The 19,817-nt window shown below is 47.8% G+C and carries 15 protein-coding genes; 10 read left to right on the forward strand and 5 right to left on the reverse strand.

Annotation, left to right across the window (positions count from 1 at the left end; translation table 11 throughout):
• Positions 1–11: 11 nt before the first annotated feature.
• Entirely contained in the window at positions 12–2,504 is a 2,493-nt protein-coding gene (locus tag AAE250_RS07040) for an FtsK/SpoIIIE family DNA translocase (RefSeq protein ID WP_294598740.1), read from the reverse strand.
• Between the two features lie 276 nt (positions 2,505–2,780).
• On the opposite strand from AAE250_RS07040, the gene AAE250_RS07045 reads away from it, so the two are divergent.
• The 10 genes from AAE250_RS07045 to AAE250_RS07090 all read left to right on the forward strand — a co-directional run bounded on the left by AAE250_RS07045 (position 2,781) and on the right by AAE250_RS07090 (position 12,927).
• Positions 2,781–3,701: an Rpn family recombination-promoting nuclease/putative transposase gene (locus AAE250_RS07045; RefSeq protein WP_294598743.1), complete on the forward strand. Its 921-nt coding sequence runs from the start codon at positions 2,781–2,783 to the stop codon at positions 3,699–3,701.
• 100 nt (positions 3,702–3,801) lie between these two features.
• Positions 3,802–4,431, forward strand: coding sequence for a DUF5063 domain-containing protein (locus AAE250_RS07050; RefSeq protein WP_294598745.1), 630 nt, complete (start codon positions 3,802–3,804; stop codon positions 4,429–4,431).
• Positions 4,432–4,441: 10 nt separating this feature from the next.
• Positions 4,442–5,080, forward strand: coding sequence for a 3'-5' exonuclease (locus tag AAE250_RS07055; RefSeq protein ID WP_294598748.1), 639 nt, complete (start codon positions 4,442–4,444; stop codon positions 5,078–5,080).
• A gap of 169 nt (positions 5,081–5,249) precedes the next feature.
• Positions 5,250–6,431, forward strand: a complete 1,182-nt coding sequence (locus AAE250_RS07060) for a class I SAM-dependent rRNA methyltransferase (RefSeq protein WP_294598751.1) — start codon at positions 5,250–5,252, stop codon at positions 6,429–6,431.
• Between the two features lie 281 nt (positions 6,432–6,712).
• Complete coding sequence (locus tag AAE250_RS07065) at positions 6,713–7,975, forward strand: nucleoside permease (RefSeq protein WP_294598754.1); 1,263 nt, start codon at positions 6,713–6,715, stop codon at positions 7,973–7,975.
• A gap of 12 nt (positions 7,976–7,987) precedes the next feature.
• On the forward strand, positions 7,988–8,569 hold the full coding sequence (locus AAE250_RS07070) for a bifunctional nuclease domain-containing protein (RefSeq protein WP_294598756.1): 582 nt from the start codon (positions 7,988–7,990) through the stop codon (positions 8,567–8,569).
• 7 nt (positions 8,570–8,576) lie between these two features.
• Positions 8,577–9,275 (forward strand): 16S rRNA (uracil(1498)-N(3))-methyltransferase, encoded by a 699-nt coding sequence (locus AAE250_RS07075; protein WP_294598759.1) that lies wholly within the window; start codon positions 8,577–8,579, stop codon positions 9,273–9,275.
• A gap of 23 nt (positions 9,276–9,298) precedes the next feature.
• Positions 9,299–10,843, forward strand: a complete 1,545-nt coding sequence (locus AAE250_RS07080) for a DUF4836 family protein (RefSeq protein ID WP_294598761.1) — start codon at positions 9,299–9,301, stop codon at positions 10,841–10,843.
• Between the two features lie 14 nt (positions 10,844–10,857).
• Positions 10,858–11,502 carry an ATP-binding cassette domain-containing protein gene (locus AAE250_RS07085; RefSeq protein ID WP_294598763.1) on the forward strand — a complete coding sequence of 215 codons (645 nt, stop codon included), beginning with the start codon at positions 10,858–10,860 and terminating at the stop codon, positions 11,500–11,502.
• 219 nt (positions 11,503–11,721) lie between these two features.
• Positions 11,722–12,927 (forward strand): ABC transporter permease, encoded by a 1,206-nt coding sequence (locus tag AAE250_RS07090; RefSeq protein ID WP_294597765.1) that lies wholly within the window; start codon positions 11,722–11,724, stop codon positions 12,925–12,927.
• Positions 12,928–12,966: 39 nt separating this feature from the next.
• Here AAE250_RS07090 and AAE250_RS07095 read toward each other — a convergent pair whose 3' ends face one another.
• The 4 genes from AAE250_RS07095 to AAE250_RS07110 all read right to left on the reverse strand — a co-directional run bounded on the left by AAE250_RS07095 (position 12,967) and on the right by AAE250_RS07110 (position 19,726).
• Positions 12,967–14,187: a glycoside hydrolase family 88 protein gene (locus AAE250_RS07095; protein ID WP_294597763.1), complete on the reverse strand. Its 1,221-nt coding sequence runs from the start codon at positions 14,185–14,187 to the stop codon at positions 12,967–12,969.
• Positions 14,188–14,201: 14 nt separating this feature from the next.
• Positions 14,202–15,851: a glycoside hydrolase family 43 protein gene (locus tag AAE250_RS07100; RefSeq protein WP_294597760.1), complete on the reverse strand. Its 1,650-nt coding sequence runs from the start codon at positions 15,849–15,851 to the stop codon at positions 14,202–14,204.
• A gap of 126 nt (positions 15,852–15,977) precedes the next feature.
• Positions 15,978–17,918 carry a glycoside hydrolase family 97 protein gene (locus AAE250_RS07105; RefSeq protein WP_294597757.1) on the reverse strand — a complete coding sequence of 647 codons (1,941 nt, stop codon included), beginning with the start codon at positions 17,916–17,918 and terminating at the stop codon, positions 15,978–15,980.
• Positions 17,919–18,124: 206 nt separating this feature from the next.
• Positions 18,125–19,726 (reverse strand): alginate lyase family protein, encoded by a 1,602-nt coding sequence (locus AAE250_RS07110; RefSeq protein ID WP_294597784.1) that lies wholly within the window; start codon positions 19,724–19,726, stop codon positions 18,125–18,127.
• Positions 19,727–19,817 lie beyond the last annotated feature (91 nt).

A 19,817-nucleotide genomic window follows, 5' to 3' on the forward strand; every position in this document is an offset into this window, starting at 1 on the left:
CAAACTCATTATTAACCCAAATTGTTCAGTCGCATTTCCAGGTCATTCTCATCCACACAGAACACTTCACGCGCCTTGCTTCCTTGCGCCGCACCTACAATGCCGGCTTTCTCCAACTGATCCATGATGCGTCCGGCACGGTTGTAACCGATGGCAAACTTCCGCTGAATCAGCGAAGTGGAACCTTGCTGATGAATCACCACCAGACGGGCGGCATCTTCGAACAACGGATCCAGACGTCCCATATCCACATCGCCCAAATCTCCGCCTCCATTTTCGTCTACATATTCGGGCAGATAGAAAGCGGTGGGGTATCCTTGCTGGCGGGCGATAAACTTTGTGATTTCCGCTACTTCCGGCGTATCGATAAATGCACACTGCACACGCACCGGATCGGCACCCTGCAGGAAGAGCATATCACCACGACCTATCAGTTGGTTGGCTCCGGGACGGTCGAGAATGGTGCGCGAGTCGACCATTGCCGATACACGGAAGGCGATACGCGCCGGGAAGTTGGCTTTGATCGTACCTGTGATGATGTTGGTCGTCGGGCGCTGGGTGGCAATAATCATGTGGATGCCGACGGCACGCGCCAACTGGGCAATGCGGGCGATAGGCAATTCCACATCCTTACCAGCTGTCATAATCAAGTCACCGAACTCGTCGATGACGACTACAATATACGGCATGAACTTATGTCCCTTTTCCGGATTCAACCGGCGATTAATGAACTTTTCGTTATATTCTTTGATATTGCGCACATGGGCAGCTTTCAGTAAATCATAGCGGGTGTCCATCTCCACACAGATGGAGTTCAGCGTCTGCACTACTTTGGTGACGTCCGTAATGATGGCATCTTCACCATCGGGCAGTTTGGCAAGGAAGTGGTGCTCGATGACGGAGTAGATGCTGAACTCTACCTTCTTCGGGTCTACCAGCACAAACTTCAATTCCGCCGGATGCTTCTTATATAATAAGGAGGTAATGATGGCATTCAATCCCACAGACTTACCCTGACCGGTAGCACCGGCAACGAGCACGTGCGGCATCTTGCAGAGATCCACCATAAACACTTCGTTGGTAATGGTCTTACCCAGTGCGATGGGCAAATCGTAGGTAGACTCCTGGAACTTCTTGCTGCCGATGATGCTCTGACCGGAGACAATCTTCGGATTGGAGTTAGGCACCTCAATACCGATAGTACCTTTTCCGGGGATAGGCGCAATGATACGGATACCCAATGCCGAAAGACTGAGGGCGATATCATCTTCCAATCCACGGATTTTGGAGATGCGCACTCCCTGTTCGGGGGTAATCTCATAAAGCGTCACCGTAGGACCTACGGTCGCCTTGATGGTACTGATTTCGATGCCGAAGCTGCGCAGCGTATTGATAATCTTATCCTTATTGGCATTCTGCTCAGCCATGTCGATGGTAGGCCCGTTGTCATCGTAATGCTTCATCAGGTCTATGCCGGGATAATGATAATTCTCCAAGTCCAGACGAGGATTATACGGTTCTTTCTCTACACCTTGATATTCCTCCTCTTCATTTTTCTCAATCTCGAATGCCGGCTCCTTCATAGCCGGCTGTTCCCGGAAAGGGGGCACAGCATCCGGTTGCGGTGTCTCGATGGTCATTGTTATATCATCATCTCCTTGGCGGGCAGGTTTCACGCTGCTTCCTCCGCCAAGGTCGAGAGTAATTTCGGGGGTAATTTCTTCTTCTTCCTCTTCACCAGCAGTTTCGGGCACGGTTTCTTTTTCGGGTTCCGGTTTGGCTGGTTTCGGGGCAGAGGTCTTTCCTTTTGTCGTCCAGGAGTCGGTAAACTCTTCCGGTGTCTCACCTTTCTCCTTTTCGGCCTTTTCCTTACGCTTCAGGAAGCTGAGAGTAAACAGTCTGCGCAGCCAGATAACAGTACGCGCACTCAGGTAGATAAGAAAGCAGATAGCAGTTACCAGCAACAACATCCACACACCCGGCACTCCGATTTGCGATACGAGCCAGTTGCTGACGTTATATCCGTGCAAACCTCCCAAATAAAGGAAAGAGTCCTTGTACTGGTCTACAAAAGCAAAACCGAAAAAGACCGAGAACCATACCAGCAGCAACGAGCAACCGATGAACCATTTCCACAGACGTACCACACGTACCTTCATCAACTTCAGTCCTGCCACTGCCAGGAACACGAGGATGAAGAACGACGACACGCCGAAGCAGTCATTTATCAGATAGCTTGCCAGTTGTGCGCCGCGGGAACCGGCGTAGTTTTTCACTCCATTTGTAGTAGAAGCCAGCTCTTGCGCTGTGCCTCCGTCAATGATACTCTGGTCCGCCGCTCCCGTGAAGAAGAACGATGAAAAGGCGAGCAACAGGTAAACGGAAAAGATAACGAGGACAAGTCCGATTACAAAATGAATGGTTTCATTCTTGAATATGCCCGTCACTTTTCCGAAGAACGAAAGGGACGTTTCTGTATCTTTAGATGCATTTTTCTTTGCCATTTTCAATATATATGATAGATTGGTGCAAAAGTAATAAAAAAAACACGCTTCAGCATTCTTGGAACGGGGAAAAATAAGAATCTAGGTTAATCTGCATTTGCTACTGGCTGGACGATACCGACAGCCGAAGAAGAAGCCGGAGAACGGAATATCATGTGGCAAGAAACAATATAAGCATGTAGAGAGTGCCAAAACACCCTATTTACAGCCAAATACTTTGCCCAAATCGTTTGCAACACAAAGAAAAGTAGTATCTTTGTAAAAATCAATTTTATTATGGAACAGAAAGACAAATACATACGTTTTGACTGGGCAGTGAAACGCCTGCTGCGCAACAAGGCCAACTTCGACGTACTCGAAGGCTTCCTCACCGTGCTCTTGGGCGAAGCAATCCATATCGTGGAGATTCTAGAAAGCGAAAGCAATCAACAAAGTGAAGAGGATAAGTTCAACCGAGTGGACATCAAAGCCCGGAACAGCAAAGACGAGATAATTATTGTAGAGGTGCAAAATACCCGTGAACTCTATTACCTGGAACGCATCTTATACGGGGTGGCAAAAGCAATTACAGAACATATCGAACTGGGCAGCATCTACTCTGACGTAAAGAAGGTATACTCTATTAGCATACTCTACTTCGACATTGGCCAAGGAACCGACTACCTATATCATGGCCAGAATACCTTTGTGGGCGTACATACAGGAGACTTTCTGCAAGTAACTACCAAAGAGAAAGGAGCCATCGTACGCAAACTTCCGGCTCAAATATTCCCCGAATACTTTCTGATCCGCGTGAACGAGTTCAACAAGGTAGCCGTCACGCCGCTGGAAGAATGGATTGAGTATCTGAAAACCGGTTGTATTCGTCCCGACACCCAAGCCCCCGGACTGGCCGCAGCACGAAAAAAGCTAATTTACTACAATATGGAGCCTGCCGAACGCAATGCTTACGACCGACATATAGATGCTATTATGATACAGAACGATGTACTGGGAACTGCTAAAGAAGAAGGATATGAAGAAGGATTGCAGGAAGGATTGCAGGAAGGAAGACAGGAAGGAAGGCAGGAAGGAAGACAGGAAGGATTGCAAGAAGGGAAAATATCCGTAGCTCGTAACCTGAAAGCTATTGGCTTGTCCATAGAAACAATCGTACAAGCGTCCGGCCTATCCATTGAAGATATAGAGAAACTATAATTAGGAAATACACTTTTTAAGAAAGGCAGTACAGCAAAATGCAAATAAATTTGCTTCGGCTTTCGGTTTACGCTATCTTTGCGTTTCAAATCAAGAAGATATGAAGAAAGAAAGCCAAGTGATATTCGACCGTAATGTAGTGGAATTCGTTACCGTAGCTGCTGAATTCTGCAAGTTTCTGGAACAAGCGGAAGGTATAAAACGTTCTATATTTGTCGATACTTCATTAAAAATACTTCCGCTGCTTTATCTCAAAGCTTCCATGTTGCCCGAATGTGAAACGATAGGAGATGAAGCTCCGGAAACATTCGTAACCGAAGAGACTTACGAAGTGCTCCGCATAAATCTCGCAAATATCCTTGCCGAAAAGGATGACTACTTGGATGTATTTGTGTCGGACATGAAGTACAGCGACCAGCCCATCACGAAAAACATTTCCGAAGATCTGGCCGATATCTATCAGGATATCAGAGACTTCATTTTTGTATTTCAATTGGGACTGAACGAAACGATGAACGACTCCCTTGCCATCTGCCAGGAAAACTTCCGGCTGTATTGGGGACAGAAACTCGTCAACACGCTGCGCGCCCTGCACGATGTAAGGTATGCACAAGGCGAAGACGAAGAAAATGAAGAGGAGGATTGTGACTGTGAAGACGGCTGCGATTGTGGAGACGACTGCCATTGTGATGATGACAATTGCCATTGCCACGAACATCATCACGAATAAACTTTAAATTATGGTTATCAAAAGAACAATAGATAAAGAGGTACTGAAAGAGCTGCCCAAAGCCGCCTTCCCGGGAGAAATACACGTGGTGCAGACGCCGTGGGAAGCCGAGAGAGCAATAACCTACCTGAAGGGATGCACTTTGCTGGGCATTGACAGTGAGACGCGTCCTTCGTTCACAAAAGGACAGTCGCACAAAGTTGCCTTGCTGCAAATCTCATCAGAAGAACATTGCTTTCTGTTCCGCCTTAACCTCACCGGATTGACGTTGCCCATCATCACGCTACTGGAGAGTCCCAGCGTAACGAAAGTAGGGCTTTCACTGCGGGACGACTTCATGATGCTGCACAAGCGTGCCCCCTTTGAGCAACGTGCCTGCATCGAATTGCAGGAATACGTCCGCGCCTTCGGTATCCAGGACAAAAGTCTGCAAAAGATATACGGCATCCTCTTTGGAGAGAAAATATCCAAAAGCCAACGTCTCTCTAATTGGGAAGCCGACACCCTGACTGAATCTCAAAAACAATATGCAGCAACCGACGCCTGGGCATGCCTCAACATCTACAACAAGTTGCAAGAGCTGAAGCGCACCGGAGATTTTGAAATTGCGGCAGAGGAAGAAGAAAAGATTATAGTAACAGATAAATGATAATTTAGAAGCGCTATGGAGTATTTTGAATGATTTCTGAAATCATTGCTACAATGATCTCTGAAATTATTACTGCAATGATTTCTGAAATCATTGTAGTAATAAGATGAAGGGAAAAAACACAAATAGAACTGCGCTAAATTCTCATTTAACAACACATATATATAGTATGTATAAAGTATATCTCAAATCTGGTAAAGAAGAGTCATTGAAGCGTTTTCACCCCTGGGTGTTTTCCGGTGCCATTGCGCACTTCGACGGAGAACCCGAAGAAGGAGAAGTAGTAGAAATCTATACCTCCAAGAAAGAATTCATCGCCAAAGGACATTTCCAAATAGGCAGCATCGCCGTGCGTGTACTGACCTTCCATCAAGACGAAGACATCAATGCCGACTTCTGGAAACGCAAACTCAGTATTGCCTACGACATGCGACGCAGCATCGGCATCGCCGAAAACCCGACGAATAATACCTACCGCCTGATACATGGCGAAGGCGACAACTTGCCGGGCCTCGTCATCGATATTTATGCCCGCACCGCCGTAATGCAGGCACACTCCGCCGGCATGCACCTCGACCGCATGGCCATTGCCGAAGCCCTCAGTGAAGTGATGGGTGACCGGATAGACAACATCTACTACAAATCGGAAACCACCCTCCCTTTCAAAGCCGACCTCTACCCCGAAAACGGTTTCCTGAAAGGCGGAAGTACTGATAACGTTGCCACGGAATATGGCTTGAAGTTCCACATCGACTGGCTGAAGGGACAAAAAACCGGCTTCTTCGTTGATCAGCGCGAGAACCGCTCTCTGCTGGAACGTTATGCCAAAGGGCGCAGTGTACTGAACATGTTCTGCTACACCGGCGGTTTCTCCGTCTATGCCATGCGCGGAGATGCCAAACTGGTACATTCCGTAGACAGTTCCGCCAAAGCCATCGACCTGACCAACAAGAACATCGAGCTGAATTTCCCCGATGATGCCCGTCATGCCGCATACGCCGAAGATGCTTTCAAATACCTGGACCGTATGGGCGACCAATACGACCTTATCGTCCTCGACCCGCCTGCCTTTGCCAAGCACCGTGATGCCCTGCGCAATGCCCTGCAAGGTTACCGCAAACTGAATGTCAAAGCATTCGAGAAAATCAAACCGGGCGGCATACTCTTTACTTTCTCCTGCTCGCAAGCCGTCAGCAAAGAGAATTTCCGTACCGCTGTATTTACCGCTGCCGCCATGTCCGGCCGCAACGTCCGCATCCTGCACCAACTGACGCAGCCTGCCGACCATCCGGTAAGTATCTATCATCCCGAAGGGGAATATTTGAAAGGGTTGGTACTCTATGTAGAATAAGAATCAGGCAAATAACGCCATCAAAGTTTTAAAAGTAGTTAATAAAAAGCAGATTTTCGTCTAATTACTATGTTGTATAACATAAACCCTGTATATTTGCAGTGTGTTTTTCATGGTATTAGATTTAAGGTTAATAAAGATTGGCTGTCTGGGATAGATAGCCTTCTTTTTTTATATACCCCCAGCTCCCTTTTTTAGCCCTCCAGGCATCGCCTTTTCCGAGAAATTCCCTACATTTGCATCAATGTATATATAAGAAAAACACGTAATAAGAAACAATTATGAGTATCAAGGTTCGTTTAGTTATCATGAACTTCCTGCAATTTGCCGTATGGGGAGCGTATCTCACATCAATGGGAAGTTATTTGGTAAATGTAGGTTTGGCAGGACATATCGGTATGTTCTATGCCATGCAAGGCATCGTATCGTTATTTATGCCTGCCATTCTGGGGATTATTGCCGACCGCTGGGTGCCGGCACAAAAATTACTGAGCTTCAGCCACTTCGTTGCAGCCCTGTTTATGGCGTTGACCGGCTATTACGGCATGACCGCCGGAGCGGATGTAGATTTCAGCATTCTCTTTACCTTCTACTCATTAAGCGTTGCATTCTATATGCCCACCCTCGCCCTCTCCAATTCCGTGGCCTATACCGCTTTGGACAAAGCTGGACTGGACACTATCAAGACCTTCCCTCCCATCCGTATCTTCGGAACCATCGGTTTCATCTGCTCCATGTGGATGGTCGATTTGCTGGGATTACAGAATACATACGGACAATTCTTTGCCTGCGCCATCATCGGATTAGTATATGGTGTATATGCCCTGACCTTGCCCGACTGCCCCATCAGCAAGGGCGGACAAACCAAATCACTGGTGGAAGCCTTGGGGCTGCGTGCTTTCGCACTGTTCAAGCAGAAGAAAATGGCAATTTTCTTTATCTTCTCCATGCTGCTCGGCGTGTCGCTGCAAATCACCAACGGGTTTGCCAACCCATATATCAGCAGTTTCGGAAGCATTCCCGAGTATGCCGACACCTTTGGTGTGCAGCATGCCAATATCCTGATTTCGCTGTCGCAGGTGTCCGAGACTCTCTGTATCTTGCTGATCCCCTTCTTCCTGAAGCGTTTCGGCATTAAACAAGTGATGCTGATTGCCATGCTGGCATGGGTACTACGGTTCGGACTGTTCGGAGCCGGTAATCCGGGCAGCGGGGTATGGATGTTTGTACTTTCCATGATTGTTTATGGCGTTGCATTCGATTTTTTCAACATATCCGGCTCTTTATTTGTTGATAGAGAAACGGACAAAGGAATCCGCTCCAGTGCACAAGGCTTGTTCGTCATCATGACCAACGGCTTCGGCGCTACTATTGGTACACTGGGGGCACAAGCTGTAGTAAATCATTTCGTCGATTTCAACAGTGAAGTGCCGCAGATAGCACAATGGCAGTCGGCCTGGTTCACGTTCGCAGCTTATGCGCTGGTCGTAGCGGTAGTGTTTGCACTTGTATTCAAGTACAAGCACCGGCCCGAGAAAAACTAAACTAAGTTTTTTATGAATAAGAAAAAGATAGAACTACAAGTACTTAACATCTCCAACAGCCAGGCGCAGGCAGGTGCCTATGCCCTGGTATTAGGCGAAGTGGACGGTAAACGCCAGCTCCCGGTCATTATCGGTGCATCCGAAGCACAAGCCATGGTCATCGAACTGAAAGGCATTATTCCGCCGCGTCCGCTGACGCACAATCTATTTGCTTCTGTCCTCGAAGTTTTGGGAGTAAAGCTGATGCGGGTCCTCATTTATAAGGTGGATAATGGTGTGTTCTATTCCTATCTTTATATGAAAGCCGAAGAGACCATTCTTCGTATTGACGCACGCACCAGCGACGCGGTAGCCTTGGCCCTGCGCATGAATGCCCCTATCTTCATCTACGAAGATATCCTGAACACAGAGTGCCTGAAAACAGGAGAAACGACCGTAGACCCGATGGAAGGCGGCAGCCCCGACAAAGACGACCTCCTGCAGGAAGATACGCTGGACATGCTGAAAGCCGCCCTGCAAAAAGCCGTAGAAGAGGAAGATTACGAGCACGCTGCACTCCTAAGAGACCAGATTAATCAACGCAAAAACTTATAGAAAATTTATGCACGTATTTTATACCCCCGACATACAAACCCGCAACGAACTGCCCGAAGAGGAAGCCGCACATGCCGTACGTGTCCTGCGCCTGCAAGCGGGCGATGAAGTGACGCTGACCGATGGGCAAGGTAACTTCTACCGTGCTGAAATCAGCACAGCCACCAATAAACGCTGCCTCGTCAACATTCTGGAAACTCTGCCGCAGGAGCCTTTGTGGAGCGGGCATCTGCACATTGCCATGGCTCCCACCAAGAACATGGACCGTACGGAATGGTTTGCCGAAAAAGCCACCGAAATAGGTTTCGACGAGCTGACCTTCCTGAACTGCCGCTTCTCGGAACGGAGAGTCATCAAGACAGAACGCATCACCAAGATACTCGTCTCCGCCATCAAGCAGTCTCTCAAGGCCCGACTGCCCCGACTGAATGAAATGACGGATTTCAACAAGTTCATCACGCAGCCCTTCGCGGGACAGAAGTTCATTGCGCACTGCTACGAAGGCGAGAAACCGCTATTAAGGGAGGTAGTCCGCAAGGGAGAAGACGCCTTGGTGCTGATAGGTCCCGAAGGCGATTTCAGCGAAGAAGAAGTGAAGAAGGCAATAGAAAACGGCTTTACGCCCATCAGCCTGGGCAAGGCACGCCTGCGTACCGAAACTGCCGCACTCGTTGCCTGCCACATTCTGAATCTGCAAAATCAATGATATTCACTAAAAACAAAAACTATATGAAAAAGAATCTATTCCTCCATCTGGCAGTGCTGATTGTATTTGTAAGCGCATGCTCCTCCAAGAAGACGGAATATACCAACGTTATTCCTGCCGACGCTTCGCAAGTTGTTGAACTTAATATGAAATCATTGTCAGACAAAGCCGGCATGAAGGACAAAGAGACCAAAGAAGCTCTGCAAAAGCTGACGGATGCCATGAAGAGCGGCATGAACGCAGCCACTTTCCAACAGTTGGAAGCGGTGCTGAAAGATCCTGCCAAGTCGGGTGTGGATGTGGATGCCCCGATATATATCTTCAACGCTCCGGCATTTCCTTATACCAGCCTGGTGGCCAAAGTGACGAACGAAGATGACCTGCTGAAGTTGCTGGAAGTGATGGAGAAAGAGCAAGTGACTGCCCACGTTGCCGAAGCAGACGGCTACAGCTTTGTAAAGCTCAGCAACCAGGCTTTACTTGCCTTCACCCCGACAACGCTGATGGTAGTCAGCTACAAAGGCAACACGCAGTTGGAAAAAGCCAAAGAAGGTATCACCGCTTTGCTGAAGCAGACCGGCGAGAATAGCATCAACAGCAACGCAGCTTTCAAGAAGATGCAGAAGCAGGGCGGCGACGTCAACATGCTCATTTCCCCCTCCAGCCTGCTGGGCGCTTATGCCAACCAACTGAACTACGGCCTCTCTAAAGAAATCGACTTGAAAGACTTGGTGATGCTGGGAAGCCTCTCCTTCGAAAAAGGCAAAATTGAAATGAAGGTAGAGAACTACACCGAAAATGCCGAACTGAAAGCCATGCTCGAAAAGCAGGTAAAGAGCACGCGCCCCATCGAAAACACATTCCTGAAGTACTTCCCCAAGTCCACACTGGCACTGTTCAGCGTAGGCGTGAATGGAGAAGAATTCTACAACGCATTGCAGGAAAACGAACAGTTCCGCAACAATTTTTCCATCACCAAGGCTGCCGAAGTAAAAGATTTGTTCAGTACTTTCCAGAACGATATCACCTTCGGACTTATCAACGTGACGATGAACAACAATCCTTCGTTCCTGGCATACGCCAGCGTGAAGAACAGCACCCCCCTGAAAGCGCTCTATGAGAAAAAAGGAGAACTGGGACTGAAACGCGGAGAAGACATCGTGAAGCTGAACGAAGACGAATACGTCTACAAATCACGCAACATCAACATCTTCTTCGGAATACGAGACAAGCAAATGTATGCTACCAACGATGAACTGCTGTACAAAAACATCTGCAAGGCAGTGGATCCATCGGCCAAAGACACGAACTATGCTTCCGGACTGAAAGGAAAGCGCGCGGCATTCGTCATCAATGCCGAAGCAGTGCTCGACCTGCCCGTCATCAAGATGCTGGTAGGATTTGGCGGACGCGAGTATGCTACGTATTTCTCACTTCTGGGCAACATCTCTTACCTCGAAGCATCGGGCGACAGCGAAAAATCCATCATCACCCTGCAACTGAAAGACAAGAATGTAAATGCACTGAAACAGATTGTAGACTTCGTCAAGCAGTTTGCAGGCATGTAAATCCAAGAAAGATAATGAACAGCATTCACCTACGGCAAACACTACCCCAAGTGTTTGCCGATCGTGATGCCATCACCTCCGACGTGTGGCATCAAGACATTACATTCTCTAAAGGGAAGCGTTACCTCATAGAAGCTGCCTCGGGCACAGGCAAGTCCTCGCTCGGCAGCTACGTCTACGGTTACCGCCGCGACTATCAGGGTATCATCAATTTCGACGAGCGGAACATCCGTTCGCTCTCCGTCGACGAATGGGTGGAGGTACGCAAGCACTCCCTCAGCATCCTCTTCCAGGAGCTGCGCCTCTTTCCCGAACTGACTGCCCTCGAAAACATTCAGCTCAAGAACCGCCTCACTAACTATAAGAAGAAGAAAGATGTCCTTGCCCTTTTTGCTGTCCTCGGCATTGCCAACAAAGCAGATCAGAAAGCAGGGAAGCTGTCCTTCGGCCAGCAACAGCGCGTTGCCTTCATCCGCAGCCTCTGCCAGCCGTTCGACTTCATCTTCCTGGACGAACCCGTCAGCCATCTGGACGATGACAATGGCGACATCATGAGCCGGATATTGACAGAGGAAGCCGAACGTCAAGGCGCAGGTGTAATTGTGACGTCCATAGGGAAGCATTTGCGATTGGAATATGACAGTGTATATAAACTATAAATGATAATTTAGCGGCGTGTGATAACAAGTGTATCTCAAACTCCTCCGCCTGAAAGGGGAGGTGCCCGTAGGGCGGAGGGGTCTTACATAAATAGAAAGTAACTTTGTACAAGTCCCTTCGGATGTGAAACCCCTCCGCCCTACGGGCACCTCCCCTTTCAGGCGGAGGAATTTAAGATACTCCGCTAAATTATCATTTATAAAAACGAAACCAAAAATATGAACAGACTTGTTTGGAAACTGCTGCGTCAGCATATCAGCGTCGGACAGCTCTCCGGCTTCTTCCTTGCCAACCTTTTCGGCATGATGATTGTACTGCTAAGCGTGCAGTTCTACCGCGACGTGCTCCCCGTCTTTACAGAGGGAGACAGCTTCATGAAGAAGGACTATATCATTGCTACCAAGAAGATAAGTGCCCTCGGCAGCCTAGCAGGGAAAAGCAATACCTTCTCCAAAGACGAAATCAAAGAGCTGGCGGAGCAGCCCTTCACCCAAAGCGTAGGAGCATTCACCCCCACCTTGTTCAAAGTTTCTGCCGGACTGGACATGCAGGAAGCAGGCATCCACCTCTCTACAGAAATGTTCTTCGAAGCCGTCCCCGACGAGTACGTAGACGTCAACCTGGATAAATGGCATTTCGATGAAACAACGCCGGTCATCCCCATCATCATCCCCCGCAACTATCTGAACCTATACAACTTCGGTTTTGCACAAAGCCGTAGTCTGCCCAAACTGTCGGAAGGATTGATGAGCCTGATACAAATGGATATCATGATGCGTGGCAACGGACGTGTAGAGCAATACAAAGGCAACATCGTCGGCTTCTCCAACCGCCTGAACACCATCCTCGTTCCCCAATCCTTCATGGACTGGGCCAACCGGAACTTTGCTCCCGACAAAGAAGCCCAGCCTTCGCGCCTCATCGTAAAAGTGAAGAATCCCACCGATACCGCCATCACCGACTATTTTCAGCAGAAGAACTACGAAACCGAAGGCGACAGCCTGGATGCCGGCAAAACCACCTATTTCCTACGCCTCATCACCGGAATTGTGATGGGCGTAGGTCTGTTCATCAGCATCCTTTCATTCTACATACTGATGCTGAGCATCTTCCTGCTGCTCCAAAAGAATACCGTGAAACTGGAGAATCTGCTGCTGATAGGCTACAGTCCTACGCGAGTGGCTCTTCCTTACTATGTCCTCACCGTCGGTCTGAACATACTCGTTCTGCTCCTTGCCGTCGGCAGTGTGGCATGGATACGCACCTATTATACAGAAGTAGTACAAACCCTTTTCCCACAACTGGAAACCGGTTCCCTACTGCCCTGCATACTGACAGGAGGCATACTGTTCCTAGCGGTGTCTTTGCTGAATATACTGACGATACGCAGAAAGATTATAAGTATCTGGCAAGGGGAAAGATAAAACGAAGCGGGTGGATTTTCTGAATCCACCCGCTTCGTTTTATCCTAACACATTCTTGTTTTCATTCAGCCTCTTCAACCTCAGCAACGCCTCTATATAATAATAATCGGCATAAATAATGGAGGCATCTATCTCCGAGCCCGCAGGCCAGTGTCCGGTAGAATGCAGCAGAAACGATGGCTTCGACTTACCGCTTCGATACTTGTCAGAACTCAGGCTTTTCAGCATCTTTACGGCAGCCTCCTTATATTTCGGCGCCTTCTCAGCCGGCAGGTAAGTGGAAAGCTCCAATAGAGCAGAAGCTACCACAGCAGCCGCCGAAGCATCACGCGGCGCATTCGGGATGGAAGGATCATTGAAGTCCCAATACGGCACATAGTCTTCAGGAAGGTTCCTCAGATACACATCCGCCACTTTTTGAGCAAAGTCCAGATAACGAGCATCTTTTGTCTCGCGATAGATCATAGTATATCCGTAGATACCCCACGACTGCCCACGAGCCCACATACTGTTGTCCGAAAATCCCTGATGAGTACAGCCCCGGATGAAATCACCCGTCAGCGTATCAAAGACCGCCACATGATAGGAAGTATAGTCCGGACGGAACAGATACTTCATAGTCTTGTCGGCATGCGAAACGGCAATATCCGCCAGATACGGGTTACCGCCATTCTTTGCTGCCCAGAAAAGCATTTCCAGATTAATCAGATTATCCATAATCGTATTGTGCCCACCAAACATCTCAACATTTCTGGGCCATGAAAGAATAGTACCGACACGAGGTCTGAACAAGGTTGCCAGAGAGTCTGCCGTATCCAGAATTACCTGCTTGTACCCAGGGTTCCGAGTCAGCCGATACCCGTTTCCGTAGCTGCAAAAGACCAGAAATCCCAAGTCATGGTCAAAAGCAGGCGTCTCGGAAAGGAACTTCAGGGAAGCTGTGAACTTCTCAGCCTCTTCCTTGACCGTTTCATCGCCTGTGTACTCGTAGTCATACCACAGAATCCCCGGCCAGAAGCCACTACACCATTCATTCTTCGTAGCCTTGCGGCAATGCCAGGTGGTAAGACTGTCCATGATGTTACGGGGCATCATGGTGTAATCAATACTACCGTCCTTGCCCTTCAACTCCTCCAAGGTACGGTGTACCTGGCTGTTGCAATAATCAAGAGCCTTGTCTGTATCAAACTCTTCTTTCGAAACAGAACAAGCAGCAAGCAAGCACAATCCTAAGCCTGCCAATAGAGTTTTTGTCTTCATATAAATATATACTTTTATTTTCCTATGCGAAACCAGTCGGCATCTACCCATCCTCTGTCCGAACTGAACGGAGCAGTGCTGAACAAACCTACCTTGGCACCTATCCATTTACCCTGACGGGCAACAAACGGTTCTCCGGCAACTTTATATTTCTTTCCATCCGGGCTGTAATAGAAACGGCAAATGCCATTCTTTCCAACCTTCACCTGCAGGTAGATGTCTCTTTCATAATTGGGATGCAATCCGGCTTCAAGTTTTCGACTCAACGGAAGTTCGGCCAGGCGAACCACTGTTTCCTGATTCTTCCGTTCGGCATCCTTGCACACCACTTGCTTCAGCACAAAGTGATCGCCTTCTTTTTCTACGCCCAGGTAGCAATAATTCCACCCCATCACGATAAGGCCGGATTGCTGTCCATCAGCCTTTGCCACTACTTTCAGTCTGGTGGTTGCTGTGAATGCTTCGGCCGGAAACTTCTGTAACAAGAGATTCGGCACTTCCCAGAAGTTCACAAAGTCTCGGGACAGGAGATGACCATACACCCGCATATAACCTAAATCGGACGTAAAGCCAAAGGTATCCTGATAATTGGCATGCCATTCCCATTGCAGACCCAGTCGGCGGGAATTAAATTCATCGCTTTCCACCGGTGTTTCAACCGGATATGTTTTCCCTACATTCGGTTTCCGATACCGCTTCACCGGTTCTCCACAACCGTCACCATCCTTATCTTCACCTATCACGGGCCAATCGTTAGTCCATGTCATCGGATTCAGATGAATGACACGGCCATACATTGCCTTGTCCTGAAAATGGACAAACCAGCATTCACCCGAATTAGTTTCGACCCAACCTCCCTGGTGAGGGCCGTTTATATCCGTCTTTCCCTGCGCCATAACCATTTTTGCCTCATAAGGACCGTATACGTTCCTGGAACGAAGAACCAATTGCCAGCCGGTAACGACGCCACCTGCCGGAGCCAATATATAGTAATACCCATTACGTTTATAGAATTTAGGTCCTTCAATAGTATGGTTCACCCCATCGTTGCCATCAAAGACAAGCACCGGGTCAGCGATGACCTTTGTACCTTCAGCATTCATCTCACATACGGTTACAACGCTGTTGAAAGCAGCACGACTCCCTGCCCAGGCATGAACCAGATATACCTTTCCGTCATCATCCCACAAAGGTGTCGGGTCTATCATTCCCTTCCCGGCTTTTACCAGTATGGGCTTTTCCCATTCACCCAGCGGGTCTGCGGTCTTCACCATGAAGATACCAAAGTCAGGGTCTCCCCAGTAAATGTAAAACTCACCGTTGTGATGACGGATGGAAGGTGCCCACACTCCTTTGCCATGTTGGGGTTTTGCATAAAAATCCTCCGGTACAAGATTCTTCAAAGCATAATTCACCAGCCGCCAGTTCACCAGATCCCTTGAATGAAGAATCGGCAACCCCGGCGTACAGTTGAAGCTGGAAGCCGTCATGTAGAAGTCATCTCCAACCGCGCAGACATCAGGATCGGAATAATCTGCATGCAGAATGGGGTTGATATAAGTACCGTCCTGCCGGTCGGCAACCCATACATCCGAAACATATTGCCCCCGTATCTCCCGGCAAAAGCCAAAGACTATGATTAGTATAAAAAACAATCTCACCATAATACTACCTGATATTAAATCCCTCAATAAATTATCCCGAAAACATCTTATCACCTCATCAGAAAACGTACCCGATTGAATAACTCCATCATTTATACGTTTAAAGAGAGAATTATACCTAAGCCTTTATAATATTTTCCCTTTATATTTCTGATATTTCTTTGTTTCCGCCTTATCTACAGGTACAAAACGTACAGCTGCACCGCCGCTTGGCTTCAAATCGAACTTTAGGGTCATGGAAGCATCTACCAACAAGTAGTTGCATGCCACTTGAGTACGTGTCTTCACCTTGTCACCACCATCCGTATAGACAGATGCGAGGTAGGTTTTACCACTATCGAGGAAAGAAAGAGAGACCTCTTCTTTAGAACCGTCATTATTAGTCATTGCACCCAGGAACCACTCCTGCCCCTTACGGCGTGCCATGGTTATGTTCTTTCCGGGTGTACCATCCAGCACTTTCGTATCGTCGAACACTGTTTGCAGGTTCTCGAACCATTCTATTTCCGGTTCTCCCTGATAAAGAGAAGGTTTGTCATACCAAAAGATGGTTTGCAGAGGACTGTAGAAGATGAGCGAAGCCGCCAGTTGATGGGCATGCGTTGTCTTCAACCGCTTGTCATAGTAGCAGATTGTATAATCTGCCGCACCGTTTATCATGCGGGTAAACGGCAAAATTGTATTGTGTGTGGCATCCGGAAATTCTTCGTTCCCGCGAATGCCTTCCTGCGTCAATAAGTTCGGATAAGTACGGCTGAAACCGGACGGACGGAACTCATCGTGAATATTCATCATCAGATGATTCTCTGCCGCCAAGCGAACCAAATCGTGCAGCCAGGTGGCCCATCGGTGACTGGCATACTGCACAAAACCGGACTTGACACCCACAATGCCCCATTGGTGTAATATCGGGAAAAGCTCACGCGCCTGCTTCATCAACGCATGCTGGTTGACATACAGCCAAACGCCAACTCCTTTTTCCTTACCATAGGCCACTACACGCGGCATGTCCAGTTTGGCCACAACTTTAGTAGCATCGCCATCGTGCGAAGTGCAAGGCATATACCACTGCCAGTCGAAAAGCATATAAGGAATGTTGTGCGCTGCACAGAAGTCAATCGTAGCAATAGCGCCTTCGGTGGTAATGGTAGTTTCGCGCATAATCTTGCCGGGCTTCACCCAATCGGCAACATCGGTTATCTGGCACGGAAGATTCAGGTTTCCGATAATATCATTGTGCTCCAACAGTTCACCCGGCTTATCGGCAGCCATCACAATCTTCCAGGGAGTAGCATAATAAGTCACCATATCCACAGGACTGTACATGACGGAGGTCAAAGTATTCGGCTTCTTTTCCGAAGCTTGAAATTTGGTCAGGCACCAGTCATCCACATCGGCATCGGCCAGGGTTGCCCAATGTCCGTCGGGCAGTTCTACGGTCAAGGCACGTTCCACCGGATGCTTGATGTCGTTGATGGAAAGACGCTCGAAGGGAGCCTGCGCCCATTGTTCAGTCCACGCCATGGTACCTGCGGGGAACGAATATTCAGTCAAATCGGCCACAACTTTATGGAATATGGCTTGCGGATGTTCGGGGAAGAAGTAACGGAAAGCAATGCCTTCATTGTATGCACGTACTTCGATATTCAGCCGATAGTTGGAACCGTCTTTTTTCGAAAGATACATCGTCGCACTATTATAAGCATCGCGCACCGCATTGCGTTCTCCATAAAACAAATGCCGGATGCTATCTACCGAAGCATGACAAACCACTGAGTCTGCTTCCATATTATCCATCCAGCATTCCGTCTGTTCGATGTGGCGGGCAAGTGCCAATTCCCAAACCCGGTTGTCAAGGTCGAGCCCGGCACAGGACTCTTCAATCACCGGTTGCCCTTTATAGCTGACGCTGTAATACACTTCGTTCACCTGCGGTGCAACTTGTTTCTGTCCGAACACCACCTTGTGCGCGCCATCGGGCGATGCCAAATTCAGTTCCTTGGTGTTTCCTGCAATCAAAGAAACGGTGGAAATGAGTGTTCCTAAAAGGAATACAACTTTCTTCATGTCTATTCTTATTTGTATTTCGTAATAAATAGTCTATATATCATTGCAGCAATGAATTCAGAAATCATTGCAGCAATGATTTCAGAGAACATTGGAGCAATGATTTCTGAAATCATTCAAAATGCCCTGTAGAGATCTTCAACGACTCTTATATAAATACGAAGGAAAAGAACAAAACACTCAAAGAGACTTGTATTCTTCTGAAATTAAAATGCAATATCTTCAATCTTCTCAAACGAGCGAACCCATTCCACGACCACCGGTTCATTCCCCGCATTGCCGAAATTCAAGATTAATGTGATATTTGTCGGTCTCTCCGTAAAACGCGTCCCATTATTGGACAAAGCATCGGTAACCTTAAAAACATAAATATCTTCACCTACCTTTTGAGCCTTATCGGCATCCAGCTTCCAGAATTCAGGAGCACTGGCAACGCTGTAACTTAATTGCAGCCAGTCTTTATTGATTGAAGCCGGAATTCGAGGAGCTTTTACAGCAATATACGGGTAACTGCCCGCCTGATAGGAGATTCTTTTCTTTTGCATGCTTACGCCTGATGAGACAAATGACATCACATTATCTACAGACTTGTACGAACAACCGGCAAAAGTCCAACCTTCATGGCGGGAAAGGTCTTCATCAATCCGCCCGGGTTTCTGCCCTGCATTCAGGTCTTTCCCCAGATAAAACAACAGACTGCCAAAGCCAGGATTATCGCAAGTAAATCCGGGACCTTCCGGGCGTATCATACCCAACACTATCTTCGTGTACGGCATTTCCAAGCCCTTGCGTTCTACATAATGATTATAGGCAATCTCGAATAAAGCACGAAAGCGTCCCATGCCCTCCTCTCCTAAAGTAGTCCAGTTGGAATATTTTCCGGTAATATCCTTCCAGGTAAAGAAAGGAACCTCGTAACCCAAATTCGACTTGGCCAGATACTCATACCCCTTCATCAGACGGTTATCCAAAGCACTATACAGATCCTGTCCCTGCGTCCAGGCCATTTCTGCTATTTCAGACAGACATCCCAGTCCCAACATGGCATGCTGCTGGTCTCGCCCGCTTTCCTGAATCTGCCCGGATTCTGCAACATAGTTGGGAAGAGTGCCATTATCATGTCCTTTCATAAAGAACTCAACAGCATCTTCATATAATTTCCGGTCGTTCATGAATATGCCGAATGCCATTTGGGCTTTAGTCACAGCAATCCCCCAGTTTCCATTGGTATACGGTTTGGTTTTATAGAAGGTGGTAAGTACAGGCTGGAATACGTTTCGGAACATTGATTCTGCTTTTTGTGTATCTTCCGCATTCCATCCGGCTGCATATTTATCCGCAGTATAGGTATATCTCATAACTTCGGCCGCATTTACCAACATAGCCCCTTGAAGGCCGGCACATAGCGGGTCATCCGGTCCTTCTATTTTTTTCAGTGTGCCGGCATACGCTCTGATTATTTCCATCGCTTTGTCTGCATGTGCCTGCTTCCCGGTGATAACCCAAAGAATGGCATTATAGTAAGCAGCATTAAAATCGCGCTCACAAGGATCTTTCGTATAGCCAAATCTACCGGCACGGCTAATGGTCTCAAAAGGCCCTTTCACACAGTAATCGGCCTTTCCTTCAGGAAGTCCCCGCATGATATTGAATGAGCCGTAGGCTGGTTGAGATTCCTTTCGGACAAACTCACGAATCCTGTCCAGTGAAGATTCCGAATGCAGTAACCCCGGGTGAACAAACTCCTGACTGTTTATATCTATCATATAAAACAGGAAAAGAAAAAATAAGGAAATAATCTTTTTCATCATATTCTTCGAATAATAAGGTTTATACATATAGCCGTTAACACTGATATGTATAGCGTATTTACATGTCGGTTTACTCAAAGCAACATGC

This window comes from Bacteroides sp. GD17, assembly GCF_038448625.1.
Lineage (GTDB): Bacteria > Bacteroidota > Bacteroidia > Bacteroidales > Bacteroidaceae > Bacteroides.